9 protein-coding genes are annotated in these 14,090 nt (G+C 44.0%); 2 read left to right on the top strand and 7 right to left on the bottom strand.

What is annotated here, in order from left to right; genetic code table 11:
- The 4 genes from G509_RS23845 to G509_RS0100530 form a co-directional block, all read right to left on the bottom strand.
- Positions 1-282 (bottom strand): hypothetical protein (locus G509_RS23845; protein WP_211219577.1); only part of this gene is annotated, 282 nt, incomplete at its 3' end.
- 207 nt (positions 283-489) lie between these two features.
- Positions 490-1,152: a thiamine diphosphokinase gene (locus G509_RS0100540; protein WP_026989749.1), complete on the bottom strand. Its 663-nt coding sequence runs from the start codon at positions 1,150-1,152 to the stop codon at positions 490-492.
- Positions 1,153-1,615: 463 nt separating this feature from the next.
- Positions 1,616-2,437 (bottom strand): DUF4249 domain-containing protein, encoded by an 822-nt coding sequence (locus G509_RS0100535; RefSeq protein WP_026989748.1) that lies wholly within the window; start codon positions 2,435-2,437, stop codon positions 1,616-1,618.
- Between the two features lie 12 nt (positions 2,438-2,449).
- A complete protein-coding gene (locus G509_RS0100530; RefSeq protein ID WP_026989747.1) occupies positions 2,450-4,828 on the bottom strand; it encodes a TonB-dependent receptor in 2,379 nt (792 codons plus the stop codon).
- Between the two features lie 160 nt (positions 4,829-4,988).
- Between G509_RS0100530 and G509_RS0100525 the strand changes: the two genes are divergently transcribed.
- Complete coding sequence (locus G509_RS0100525; protein ID WP_026989746.1) at positions 4,989-5,981, top strand: sensor histidine kinase; 993 nt, start codon at positions 4,989-4,991, stop codon at positions 5,979-5,981.
- Positions 5,957-6,652, top strand: coding sequence for a LytR/AlgR family response regulator transcription factor (locus G509_RS0100520; protein ID WP_026989745.1), 696 nt, complete (start codon positions 5,957-5,959; stop codon positions 6,650-6,652). The genes G509_RS0100525 and G509_RS0100520 overlap by 25 nt, the downstream gene beginning before the upstream one ends.
- 209 nt (positions 6,653-6,861) lie before the next feature.
- On the opposite strand, the gene G509_RS0100515 is transcribed toward G509_RS0100520, so the two are convergent.
- The 3 genes from G509_RS0100515 to G509_RS0100505 all read right to left on the bottom strand — a co-directional run bounded on the left by G509_RS0100515 (position 6,862) and on the right by G509_RS0100505 (position 14,090).
- Positions 6,862-9,087 carry an NADP-dependent isocitrate dehydrogenase gene (locus G509_RS0100515; protein WP_026989744.1) on the bottom strand — a complete coding sequence of 742 codons (2,226 nt, stop codon included), beginning with the start codon at positions 9,085-9,087 and terminating at the stop codon, positions 6,862-6,864.
- Positions 9,088-9,460: 373 nt separating this feature from the next.
- Positions 9,461-10,900, bottom strand: coding sequence for a TolC family protein (locus G509_RS0100510; protein ID WP_026989743.1), 1,440 nt, complete (start codon positions 10,898-10,900; stop codon positions 9,461-9,463).
- Positions 10,893-14,090, bottom strand: a complete 3,198-nt coding sequence (locus G509_RS0100505) for an efflux RND transporter permease subunit (RefSeq protein WP_026989742.1) — start codon at positions 14,088-14,090, stop codon at positions 10,893-10,895. Before G509_RS0100505 ends, G509_RS0100510 begins: the two co-directional genes overlap by 8 nt.

The following is a 14,090-nucleotide window of genomic DNA, read 5'->3' as shown; positions in this document are numbered from 1 at the left end:
CCCTTTCAGGGCTTGCAAAGAATTTGTGTAAATCCGAGATTGCACAGCATCCGTGTTATCCGCGTTCCATTTTTTGCAGGAGTGTTGCATTTCAACATTCCGTAGGGCGATGCCCCACGCTAATTTGTGCCTCCCTTTCAGGGCTTGCAAAGAATTTGTGTAAATCCGAGATTGCACAGCATCCGTGTTATCCGCGTTCCATTTTTTGCAGGAGTGTTGCATTTCAACATTCCGTAGGGCGATGCCCCACGCTAATTTGTTGCGCCCTTTCAGGGCTTGCAAAAAAATCCGTGTAAATCCGCGATTGCGTAGCATCCGTGTTATCCACGTTCCATTTTTTGCAGGAGTGTTGCATCTCAACATTCCGTAGGGCGATGCCCCACGCTAATTTGTGCCTCCCTTTCAGGGCTTGCAAAAAAATCTGTGTAAATCCGCGATTGCGCAGCATCCGTGTTATCCGCGTTCCATTCCATCAACCATCAACTAAAATTAATCATAACACTCCATCATCAGCAAATCGCCTTCGTGGTGCTCAATGCTAACCATGCCATCGGCCAATACCTCGTTGCTGCTGCCGGTGCGGTAGCCAATGGTAAGCTCATCATTATCCAGCTGGTATTTAAGGTTGGTGGAGCTTATGCCCGACACAACGCCCACGGGTATAAGCGAGATAGGGGTAGTGGCAGGGTACCATTTTCCGTATTTTTTTGGGAGCTGAAATATCTTTGAATTATCGTCTAACATTACAATTTTAAGCTGTTTGCTAAAACGCACTATGTTGGTAATGTTGGTAATGGTATGGTCGGCACGGCGGCCGGTGGCCCATATAACATTTACGGCCGGAAATTTACGCGCTATAAGATAGTCGAAAGCCTTTTCGAGATCGGTTTTATCCTGATCGGGGGTGTGTACAATTTCCAGCGGGTATTGCAGGTTGCGGTAATATTCGGGGTCGAAACCCCGGTCGAAGTCGCCCAGCAGCACGTCGACCTTAATACCCAGCTCTATAACGCGCTGTATGGCGCTGTCCAGAACTATAACAAGCGGCGACCATTCCAGCAGCTGACCCATGAGCTCCATGCTGCACGCAGCGCCGTTAGCAATTATTAAAGCAGGTTCCTGATCGTCGCGGACTATGTGGTGTGATGACATTGATACTAAATTGGTACTGCAAAGATAAACGCTTTAAAAACAAAAAGTACTGAAGCGGTTGCTTCAGTACTTTTTTATATACGTTTTAAATTCCCAAAAACAAATCTCAAAATTCAAGCTCTAATTTTTAATCTGAAATCCATTCTCAATCTCAAACTCCAAAAGTGAAATATCAATGTTAAAATTCCAATTTTCAGGTTCCGGTTTTAATCTGAAATCTCAATTCTCAAATCTGAAAATCCATTCGCGATCTCAAACTCCAAAAGTGAAATATCAATGTTAAAATTCCGATTTTCAGGCTCCGGTTTTTAATCTGAAATTTAAATTCTAAAATCTGAAATCCATTCGCGATCTCAAACTCCAAAAGTGAAATATCAATGTTAAAATTCCCATTTTCAGGTTCCGGTTTTTAATCTGAAATCTCAATTCTAAAATCTGAAATCTGAAATCTGAATTCTAAAATTTATTGGACTGTAACCTGCAAAGCCGATACTTCACACACCCTAAAATAGCCCAGTGCATAATTGCTTTCGTTGGTCTGGTTGATAAGGTTGCCGGTAGCCGCTGTTGGCACACTCTGGAACGGGTTACCCCCGCCACCGGCTGCTGCAAGCAGTATATTCATATAATCGTGGTAGCGCTCAGAGATGCCATATAGCTTGATACTTATGGTATCTCCGGGCTTAAGGTCCTCATCACTAAAGAATTCGAACATTTCGTTGCCCTCAAAAAACTCATCGCTGCCCACATCATATTCAGGGGTTGGGATAACCGCGGCATCAAAACGCGACAGGTAGTAGTTGCTCTGGTCCGGGAAATCGTTCCAATAGTAACGTATTTCTACATCTTCGCCCAAAAAGCCGCCGTCGTTGGCCTGGGTGGTATAGGTAATATCGGGTACTGCCGTCATGGTTTCGGTTGCAGTGTAGGTCTGGTCGCCGTTAATAACAGTTAAAACGTAGGTTTCGCCCAGCACTGGTGCAAAGTACTCGCATTTGTACTCTCCAGTGCCGGCTTCCTGCTCAATAAAGTCAAAAACGGTGTTAGAACTGTTGGTTATAAACACGGTTGCCCCACTAACTTTAGGTATTTCGGTACTGTAATAGCCTGTGGTTGTGGTTAGTTTAATAATTTGCCTGTTGCCGGCGGTGCCCTTAACCCAGTCTATTGAAGCCTCTACCACAAGGCGCGGTGCGGCGGTATCCAGGTCTACATCTACCACTTCTTCGCACGAAGTGAGGAGCATAGCCGTTAAAAACAGTAGTATATATCTTATATTTTTCATGATGATGGCTGACTAAAATTTAAAGTTATACGTAACACTCGGAATCATCCCGAAAATGGATAGCCTCGTGGCCTCGTTGGCGCCGGTGTCTTCGTTTTGCCCAAAGGTAATAGAGGCGGCATTTTGCCTGTTGTACAGGTTATAGATGCTAAACACCCATTCGCCCTGCCAGCCCTTTTTCTTCTCAGGTTTAGGGGTATACGTTGCCGAAATATCTAAATGGTGGTAAGCCGGCAGCCTGTTTTCGTTACGGTTGCTGTAGCTTGGCACCACAATATCGCCATACTGGTACTGCCCGTTAGGGTTGGTTACCGGGCGGCCCGACTGCAGGGTAAAGATGCCCGAAAATGACCATTTTTGGTTGTACTCGTATGATCCTGTGACTGATAGGTTGTGCAGCTTGTCGTAACCGGTCTTGTACCACTCGCCGTTGTTAATGCCGGTTTCGGTTGGGGTGCGGCCCGGGGTTTGTTGCTCAGAGCGCGACAGGGTGTAGGCTATCCAGCCGGTTAGCCTGCCTTTGTTTTTACGCACCAGTACCTCAAGGCCATAAGCCCTTGAATCTCCGGATAGTACTACCTGCTCAATGGCATCGTTGGCAATCAGGTCGGCGCCATCAATATAGTCTACCCTGTTTTTCATGGTTTTGTAAAACGCTTCGGTTTCAAGGGTATAGGCATCATCTTTAAAGTTCCGGAAATACCCAACAGCATACTGGTCAAGCAATTGCGGTTTCATGAAATCGTCGCTGGGTGCCCAAACGTCTAACGGCGTGGCCGATGCCGTGTTGCTAATTAAGTGCAGGTACTGCGCCATACGGTTGTAACTCGCCTTAACCGACTGGTCTTCGCCCAACTGGTACGATATGGCGGCACGGGGCTCTAAATTGCCAAACTGGGCTATGCTTTCGCTGCTGCCATAGTGTTTGGTGCCAATGGGCACGCCTTTTTCGTATATCTTAAGCTCTTCGTTAAAAACAACCGCCTGGTTGTTAGCATACAGGTTAACGTTTTGAGAGCCTAAACGGTTAAACATGCTGTAGCGCAGGCCATAGCTAACGGTAAGCTTATCAGTAAGTTCGTGTTCGGCATCCAAATACAGGGCACTTTCAAAAGCATATTTTCTGTCAAGCTGCTCGTAATTTATTCCCGACTCTTCATCGCTTGGCTCAATAGTGCCGGGGTTAAAGTTGTAGTAAATGCCACTAAGCCCGTAGTTTAGTTTAAACTTATCGGTAAGCTTGTGCTTAAGGTCATACTTAAAGGTATAGCTTTTAATGCCGCTATCCCAGTTAAAGCCAATAAAGTCGAGCTCCATACCGTAGATGTAATCGCTGTAAATAGCTGCCATGTTAGCACTTAGGTTATCGCTAAACTTATGGTTCCACCCAACGTTGGCAACCGTATTGCCGTAAACGTTACTAAAGCTCTCGCTAATTTTTATAACGTCGCGCCCCAGGTAGCCCGAAAAGTACACCTTATCGTTTTCGCCAAGCTTGTAGTTGGCCTTGGCATTAAGGTCGTAAAAATATGCAGAGTTCTCGTTATCAGCCAGTTTAAGAAAAAGGTGGGCATACGAGCTCCTGCCGCCAATTAAAAACGATCCTTTATCTTTTACAATAGGGCCATCTACAACCAATCGGCTTGATATCAGCCCGATACCACCCACAGCATGCAAATCGGTAAGGCTGCCTTCACGCTGGTTAATATCCAGTACCGATGATACCCTGCCGCCGTAGCGTGCCGGCACACCGCCTTTGTACAGGTTAAGGTCGCGTATGGCATCAGAATTAAAGACCGAGAAAAAGCCAAAAAGGTGCGATGAGCTAAAAAGGTTGGCATCATCCAGTAGCACAAGGTTCTGGTCGGCAGCGCCACCGCGAACGTTAAAGCCCGATGCGCCCTCGCCGGCATTGGTAACCCCCGGCAACTGCATAAGCGATTTTATAACATCTACCTCGCCCAAAACCGCCGGCATCTTTTTAATGTCGGCCGCGGTTAGCTTGGCAACGCTCATTTCGGGGCTTTTAATGTTGGCCCGTTTGCTATTGTTTTGAGAGATAACTACTTCCTGCAATTCTTCGGAACTACTGGCAAGCGTAAAATTCTTTTTTGTGTTTTTGGTAAGTACAATTTTAGTTTCGGTAGTGCCGTAGCTTACAAAACTAACCTGAACGGTATAAGTGCCTGCAGGTAGCGAAACGCTGTAGAATCCTGATGCATTGGTAGATACCGCCATCTCTAATTCTTTAATGTAAACGCTGGCGCCAATTAGGGTTTCTTTGCTTCCGACATCGGCAATGGTTCCGCTTAGGGTAAACTTTTCCTGGGCGTAACCGGACACGGCCGAGAAAAGTGCCATTAAAAAGTACAAAATACAACTTTTGTTCATGTTTTGATTGGGTTAATTGATGATTTGTAGTAAAAGTATTAACTATAACTGCGTTGGGCTTACAAAAGTATAAAACGCCTGTGGTTTTTATACCAACGGCGTTTGCATAAAAATCAGCAAATATGCAGGGTAGCGCGTTAAATGTCCTAATTTTGTTTACATGAAGAGTTTTCTTAGGTATGAGAATATATGGTTCAGGAATTTGTTTTTCCTGGGGCTTATATTTTGTGCTATTTTGGGCGTAGACCATTTTGAAGAGCCTGATCCTGAGCGTGTTTTTAAACTATCGCGGTCTATTTACCTTTTTTACTTTACAATATTAGTAAGCAACCTTGTATTTATAGGAGGAATGCTCCAAAAGAACAAATACAGGCAGTTTATGATAGGCTTTAGCCTGTTCTGGATATTTATGGTGATTTTGGCATTTAATGTACCATCTTTTGATAAGCCCAATATCTCTGCGTTTACAAGGGCTATAAAGCAGGTGTTCTCGGCCATTGTAGGGTCAGGTTTTTATTTTATGCACCTGTGGGTCATTCAAAATGTGGTAAAAACCAACCGCAGGCTGGCGGTTACAGAAAATGAGCTTAACTTTTTAAAGCAGCAACTCAACCCGCACTTTTTGCTTAACGCGATGAATAACCTCTACGGTGAATCGCTTGCACGGCCCGACACTATGCCCGAACGCATTTTAGAACTTTCTGCATTACTGCGTTACCAGATCGAGGCCACTAAAAAAGAGAGTGTTTCGCTTATAAGCGAAATGGATTTTATTAAAAAGTACATGCAATACTACCAGTATAAAAGTGGCAAGCTAACCGTTATTAACCATGCCATTATAACTGCAGAGCAGGACAGGGTGATTCCGCCGCTGGTGCTGATGCCGCTGGTGGAGAATGCGGTTAAATTTTCTTCGGAGACCGATAATCCCTACATAAAGATGGACTGGGATATTACACCCGAAAAGTTTTGCTTTATGATAGAGAACAGTTACCTGCCGCAAGGCACCAAACTTATTGGTACCAATTTGGGAATTAGCAATTTAAAACGCCGGCTTGAAGTGCTTTCTATTAAATACAGTATTGATTGCGAACAGGATAACGAGCATTATAAACTAAAACTACAGCTATGGGACTTACCTACAAATGCCTGATAGCCGATGATGAGGTTCCGGCACATTTGGTAATACAATCGCACATAAAAAACACACCGGGCCTGGAGTTTGCCGCCAGTGCCTCTAACGGTAAAGAGGCGCTGCAACTGTTAGAGCAACAGCGTTTTGATATTGTTTTTCTGGATATTAATATGCCTATTGTTACGGGTATAGAGCTAATGCAGCAGTTGCCCATTCGCCCGGCCACTATTATAACCACTGCCTATTCTGATTATGCGCTGGATGCTTTTAAGTACGATGCCGTTGATTATTTAGTAAAGCCCATTAGCCTTGCGGCTTTTGCCAAAGCGGTAGAAAAGGCCAAAATATTTTGCGATGCCAAAGCGCTCCCACCAAATAAAACCACACTACAGCTTAAAACAGCAAAAGGTACTATTGCCATGCCTACCGCCGATATTGTGTATATTGAAAGCTATGGCAATTACCTGAAAGTATATGTTGTTGACAAGCAGATGCCTGTGGTGGTATACGGTGCTCTTAGCGCCATTGCTGCCGATCTGGATGTTAATTTTATACGGGTACACAAATCGTTTATTATCAACACACTACATGCCCAAACTATAGCAGGGCAGGAGGTACGGCTTTCTAACGGAAGTGTTATACCTGTTGGCCGTAAATACCAGATATTGTTGAACAGTATTGGAAAGTAGTTGTCAGGATGGAACGCGGATAACACTGATGCTGCGCAATCGCGGATTTTCACAGATTTTTTGATACCAATCTCACAAAATTTTTCTCAGCCCTGAAGGGGCGATATAAATTAGCGTAGGGCATCGCCCTACGTAAGTAATTGGATATAAAACAAAAAGCCACCCTTTTCAGGATAGCTTTCTAAGAATTTGTAACTAATTATAGTTGATTAAACCAGTTTAGCAAGGATAGCGTTAAAGGTATCGCTTGGCCTCATGGCTTTATCTGTAAGTGCAAAATCAGGGTGGTAGTAACCGCCAATTTCCTGTGGCTTGCCTTGCGAACCTATCAATTCAGCATCGATCTTAGCTTCGTTTTCGGTAAGGTCTTTAGCAATCTCAGTAAATTTAGCTTTAAGTTCGGCATCTTTATCCTGTGCAGCAAGGGCTTGTGCCCAGTATAGTGCAAGGTAAAAATGAGAACCGCGGTTATCGATCTCGCCTACTTTACGGGCAGGAGATTTATCGTTTTCAAGGAATTTTTCGTTGGCAGCATCTAAAGTTTCAGATAATACCAAAGCTTTAGAGTTGTTAAGTGTCTGGCCAAGGTGCTCTAACGATACGCCAAGGGCAAGGAACTCTCCAAGCGAATCCCAACGCAGGTAACCTTCTTCTACAAACTGCTGAACGTGTTTTGGGGCAGAACCACCAGCACCGGTTTCGAACAAGCCACCACCATTCATTAACGGAACGATAGAAAGCATTTTAGCCGATGTACCCAGTTCAAGAATTGGGAATAAGTCGGTTAAGTAGTCACGCAGTACGTTACCGGTAACCGATATAGTGTCTTCGCCTTTAATAATTCTTTCTAATGTAAAGCTTGTAGCTGCAACAGGATCAAGAATTTGGATATCAAGGCCGTTAGTGTCGTGGTCTTTAAGGTATGTTTTTACTTTTTCGATTAGCTGAACATCATGTGCCCTTTTATCGTCTAACCAGAAAATAGCAGGAGTTTCAGATAAACGTGCGCGGTTTACGGCAAGTTTAACCCAGTCCTGGATAGGGGCATCCTTAGTTTGGCACATCCTGAAGATATCGCCTTTTTCTACCGCCTGCTCCATGTAAACGGTACCATTGTTGTTGTCTATTACCTTAACAACACCATTGGCAGCCGCCTGGAATGTTTTGTCGTGGCTACCGTATTCTTCGGCTTTTTGTGCCATTAGGCCCACGTTTGGCACGCTACCCATTGTTGCAGGGTTAAAGGCGCCGTGTTTTTTACAAAAGTCGATAGTAGCCGTATAAATGCCGCTGTACGACCTGTCTGGTATTATAGCCTTAGTATCTTGCGATTTACCTTCTACATTCCACATTTGGCCGCTTGTACGTATCATAGCCGGCATAGAAGCATCTACAATAACATCGCTCGGTACGTGCAGGTTGGTAATACCGTTGTCTGAATTTACATAAGCAAGGGCAGGGGCAGTAGTGTAAACAGCCTCTATAGCTGCTTTAACTTCAGCCTCTTCGGGCTTGCCTGCAATTTTAGCGTATACATCGCCAAGGCCGTTACGGGTATCAACACCAAGATCTGCAAAAAGCTGGGCGTATTTTTCAAATACATCTTTATAAAATACCTCTACAATGGCACCAAAGATAATAGGGTCAGAAACCTTCATCATGGTAGCCTTAAGGTGAACCGAGAACAGTACGCCTTTTTCTTTGGCATCGGCTATTTCTTTGGCAACAAAAGCCTTAAGCTTGTTAAGGTTAAGTGCAGAGCTGTCTATTATTTCGCCTGCTTTAAGCGGCGTGCTTGCTTTAAGAACGGTAACACTACCGTCCTGGGCAGTAAATTCTATTTTAACATCGGTAGCGTCTTTTACAGTAACCGAAGTCTCGCTGCCGTAAAAATCGCCTTCGCTCATGCTGGCAACGTGAGTTTTAGAGTCGGCGCTCCATTTGCCCATAGAGTGTGGGTGTGCTTTAGCGTAGTTTTTAACAGCGCGTGGAGCACGGCGGTCTGAATTACCCTCGCGCAATACCGGGTTAACAGCAGAACCTAATACTTTGCTGTATTTGGCTTTAGCGTCTTTCTCGGCATCGGTTTTTGCATCTTCCGGAAAATCAGGAATGTTATAGCCTTGCGACTGTAGCTCTTTTATAGCTGCTTTAAGCTGTGGTACAGAAGCCGAAATGTTGGGTAGTTTGATAATGTTAGCCTCGGGCGTGTTAGCCAGTTGGCCAAGTTCGGTAAGGGCATCACCAATTTTCTGATCTTCGTTAAGGTTTTCAGGAAAATTAGCTAAGATCCTTCCGGCAAGAGATATATCCCTTGTCTCTACTTCGATTCCTGCGGGAGCAGCAAAAGCCTGAACAATTGGAAGAAGCGAGTGGGTGGCCAGCATTGGGGCCTCATCAGTTATCGTGTAAATGATTTTTGATGTATCAGACATTTTTTAATTTTTTAAATATCCTTTCGTCCTAAAAAAAGCCCGAAAGGCTGATTATTAATACGTTATGTGTGTTTGTTTTGGTGGTTTGCTTTTAGGGGGCTGTAATATGCCGCAATGTAAAAGCAAAGCCTGCAAATATAGGAAAACTCGGTGTAAATGTTAAGCCTTTAATTCGCAAAAAATCGATATAGTTTTTTTATTATATTCAATTTAAATGATGCTGGGTTATATAATATTTGATATTGCAACCGTATTTTGATTTCTGAATTTGATGCATATTCTATTATCCAATTGTGATGGCTGACCTTACGGGAAATAAAAAAGCCTCCAAAGTACATTACTTTGAAGGCTTTTAGTTTAACTCAACTCAATATTAATTCCATCCACCACCAAGGGCGTGGTAAATATTAACCGTTGCACTCATTTGCTGCAACTTGGTTTCTATAAGGTCAAAACGCGACTCTAACGCATCGCGTTGTGTTAGTAATACCTCCATATAATCGGCTCGTGCCGACTGGAACAGGCTGTTGGAAATTTCGATAGACTGGGTTAGTGCATCTACCTCCTGCGATTTAAGCGTGTAGCTTTTTTCCAGGTTGCTAACTTTAGATACCTGGTTGGCTACCTCTACATAAGCATTTAAAATAGTACGCTCGTAGTTGTAAACCGCCTGTATTTGCTTGGCGTTGGCGCTGTAATAGGTCGCCTTAATGGCATTCCTGTTAATTAGTGGTGCAGCCAGGTCTCCGGCAAGGGAGTATAGTAACGACTGCGGCTTAATTAAATAAGACGCATCAAACGCCTGGTAGCCTATACCAGCAGAGATACCTAACGTTGGGTAAAACCTTGCCTTGGCCACCTTAACATCGAGCTTAGCGGCTGCAAGGTCTAACTCTGCCTGTTTAATATCTGGGCGGTTAGCCAACAGTTGCGCTGGTATACCGGCATACACTGTAGTAGGTACTAAAGTGCTGAATGCCTTAGCATCTCTTGCTACCGGTTGTGGGTAGCGGCCAGCCAAAAAGTTAATCCTGTTCTCGGTCTCGGTAATCTTTTGCTGGATTTCGTATTGTAGGCTACGGGTGTTTAGCACCTGTGCCTCAAACCTTTTTACAGCAAGCTCTGTTACACGGGTAGCCAGTTTTTGAAGCTTAACAATCTCTAAAGCATTGTTTTGGATATCGATATTTTGCTTAACAATGTCTAACTGCGTATCTAAAGCCAGCAGTTCGTAATACGAATTGGCAATTTCAGATATCAGGTTGGTAATAACAAAGTTTCTGCCCTCTACAGTAGAAAGGTACCTTTTTACGGCAGCTTTTTTAGCGTTGTGCAGCTTGCCCCAAATATCGGCCTCCCAGTTGGCATAAACGCCCAGTTGGTAGTCCTGTAACGGCTCTGGGTTTTCTTTGCCCGGAACAATCTCGATATTGTGCTCTAAGGCACCTATGTTGGTGTTGCGCGATACTTTATCTACACCGGCACCGCCCCTAAGGCCCAGAAAAGGAAGGTATTCTCCTTTTCTGGCTCTTACTTCGGCACGGGCAATTTCTATTTCCTGTAAGGTAATATTAAGCTCCTGGTTGTTTGCCAGGGCAGTGTCTATAAGGGCAACAAGGTTAGGGTCTTTAAAATACTCTTTCCATTTTACGGTTGCCGAATTTATGGTATCCTGCGTGGTGGTAGTGCTGCTAAAAGCCGCAGGCACATTGGTGTTCTCTTCTCTTTGCACAACACCGGGCAGTTTACAGCCTGTAAAGGTTAGCCCTATACATGCTACTGCTATATAATTATATACGCTACGTTTAAGCATCATGGTCTTCGTTTTTAGGGAAATTATCTATTGAGTGAACAAATTCTTCTGATAAAGAACTGTCATCTTCAAACTGTATCAGTTTTCTTCCGTTGGCCAGTGAGCCGAATATATAGTACAAGCCCGGCACGATTATTACCCCAAATATGGTTCCGAAAAGCATACCGCCAAGTGCAGCAGAACCCAGTGTCCTGTTACCTATAGCTCCTGCTCCCGATGCCAGTAATAGTGGAATAAGACCGGCAATAAAGGCAAACGACGTCATTAAAATTGGCCTGAAACGTACTTTGGCACCTTCTATGGCAGCCTCGAGTATCGTGAGCCCCTCGTGGTGCTTCTGGACGGCAAACTCCACAATAAGTACCGCGTTCTTACCTAATAGCCCCACAAGCATTATGAGCCCTATCTGAGCATAGATGTCGTTTTCAAGGCCCATCATTTCAAGTACAAGGAATGAACCAAATACACCCACCGGCAATGAGAATACTACGGCAAGCGGAATAATAAAGCTCTCGTACTGTGCAGCCAATACAAAGTAAACAAATGCTAATACAATCAGGAAGATGTAAATAGATTCGTTACCCCTAATCGACTCATCATAAGAAAGTCCTTCCCATGCAATATCATACCCTTTTGGCAATGTTTCTTTAGCAACCTCGCGAACGGCCTGGATGGCATCGGCAGTGGTATAGCCTTTTGCCGGTAAGCCCTGGATAGCTGCAGAGTTATACATGTTGTAACGGGTAATCTCGTTGGGCCCCTGCGTCTTTTTAAGCTTCATGAATGCCGAATACGGTACCATATCGCCATGATCGTTTTTAACAAAAAGGTTCAATACATCAGACGGAAGCCTCCTGAACTTAGGATCTGACTGAACATACACTTTAAAGAAACGGTCGAATTTAATAAACCCTTGCTCGTAGGTACTACCAATCAGAATATCAAGGTTTTCCATTGCTTTACCTATAGATACCCCTTTTTGCATGGCAAGGTTGTTATCTATTATCAGCTCGTACTGAGGGTAGTTAGCAGCAAAGAAGGTAAACAGGCCCGATAGCTCTTTACGTTTACTCAAATCATCTATAAACTTCTTATTGATCTTATCAAAATCCTGATAGTCAGTCGCTGTATTTTTATCTAATAGACGAAGCGAGAAACCACCTGATGATCCAAATCCGGGAATTGCCGGCGGCTCAAAGAATTCGATTTTTGCTCCAAGGCCTTTAGATTTCTCTTCCAGCTCTTCCATTACCTCAGTAACCTTATGTTTCCTTTCATCCCACGGCTTAAGATTGATAAGACAGGTACCTGCGTTAGAACCCCTTCCTTCGGTCATGATCTCGTAACCTGCAAGAGACGATACCGATTCTACACCTTCTACGTGCTCGCAGATTTTTTGAAGTTTTTGCGATACCATATTGGTTGTTTCCAGCGTAGACCCCGGAGGTGTCTGTATAATGGCATAAATGGTACCCTGGTCTTCACTCGGGATAAATCCTGATGGAAGAATTTTATTTACATAGAATGTACCAACACAGAATGCGATTAAGATGGCAAATGTTACCACCCTGCGGCTAACAATGCGTTGTAGCAGGATTACATATTTACCGGTAAGTTTATCGAACACGCGGTTAAAGCCATCTAAGCTTTTGGTAAGGATGTTTTTCTTTTTCTCTTTGCCGTGGTTGTTTTTTAACAGCATAGCACACAATACCGGTGTAAGGGTAAGTGCAATAAGAGCCGAAATTACAATTGAACTCGCCATAGTAATAGAGAACTGGCGGTAGAATGTACCTACAGGACCGGACATGAATGAAATTGGTACGAATACCGATACCATTACCGCGGTAATTGCTATAATAGCTCCGCTAATTTCGCCTAATACCTGTTTTACAGCAAGGTAGGGTGTTATGTGCGGATGCTCTTCGAACTTGGCATGCACCGCCTCGACGACGACGATGGCATCATCTACCACAATACCAATGGCCAGTACCAATGCAAACAACGTAACCATGTTAATGGAAATACCAAAAAACTGGATAACAAAGAACGCACCGATTAGTGATACGGGAACAGCGAGGATTGGGATAAGCGTAGAACGCCAGTCGCCTAAAAATATAAATACAACTAATGCAACAAGTATAAATGCATCTCGTAACGTTTCGATTACCTGCTCTATAGAGGCATCAAGAAATTTAGAAACGTCATAACTAATTTTATAATCCAGTCCCGGAGGGAAGGTTTCTTTCATTTCCTCCAGTTTGGCTTTAACATCCCTGATTACATCGCTCGCGTTACTGCCGTAGTTTTGTTTTAGTACGATAGAGGCAGATGGGTGCCCGTCTAAGTTAGAGTAAATATCAAAGAATTCGCTACCCAGCTCGGCACGGCCTATATCTTTAAGGCGGATTGCCTGCCCGTCTGAATTGGCACGGATAATAATGTTGCCATACTCTTCCGGCTCGCTAAACCTGCCTTTATAGGTTAACACATATTCTAACGACTGTGCACTAATACCGGAGCTTTGCCCAATACGGCCAGGGCGGCCTACAATACTTTGCTCGCCAAGGGCGCTCATAACTTCATCTACCGAAACTTTATAAGCCCTCATACGGTCAGGGTTTAGCCAGATACGCATAGCATACGTTCTACTACCTAATATTTGCGACCTTGCCACACCCTTGATCCTGTTAATTTCAGGAAGCATTTTTACGTTGGCGTAGTTGTAAAGGAATTTCTCATCCATGTTTTTACCTTTAGCATAAAGGTTAACATACATAAGCATACTGGGTTGGATAGGGGTAATAACAACCCCTTCCCGCTGAACCAGTTCGGGCAATAGTGGCATAACCTGGTCTACCCGGGTTTTAACCCTGATAACGGCCTGGTTAGGGTCGGTGCCCGGTTCAAAAATAATCCTAAGTGTAGCTTCACCGGCACTGGTAGCATCGGTAGCCATATACCTCATGTCCTGAACACCGTTAATGGCATTCTCTAACGTAATAAGGGTCGATTTTACCAGTACGTCGGCACTGGCGCCCGGATATGCAATAAAGATATTTACCGTGGTAGGTGCAATATCCGGAAACTGCGAGGTTGGCAATTGCGTAATTGCCAGGGAACCCATAAACACGATCACAATCGAAATAACGATCGCAAATACAGGTCTTTGTATGAATTTAGTAAACAT

This window comes from Flavobacterium subsaxonicum WB 4.1-42 = DSM 21790 (assembly GCF_000422725.1).
In the GTDB taxonomy this organism is placed as follows: Bacteria; Bacteroidota; Bacteroidia; order Flavobacteriales; family Flavobacteriaceae; genus Flavobacterium; species Flavobacterium subsaxonicum.
Note: the sequence above shows the minus strand (reverse complement) of the source record. Positions and strands in the feature narration are given on the sequence as shown.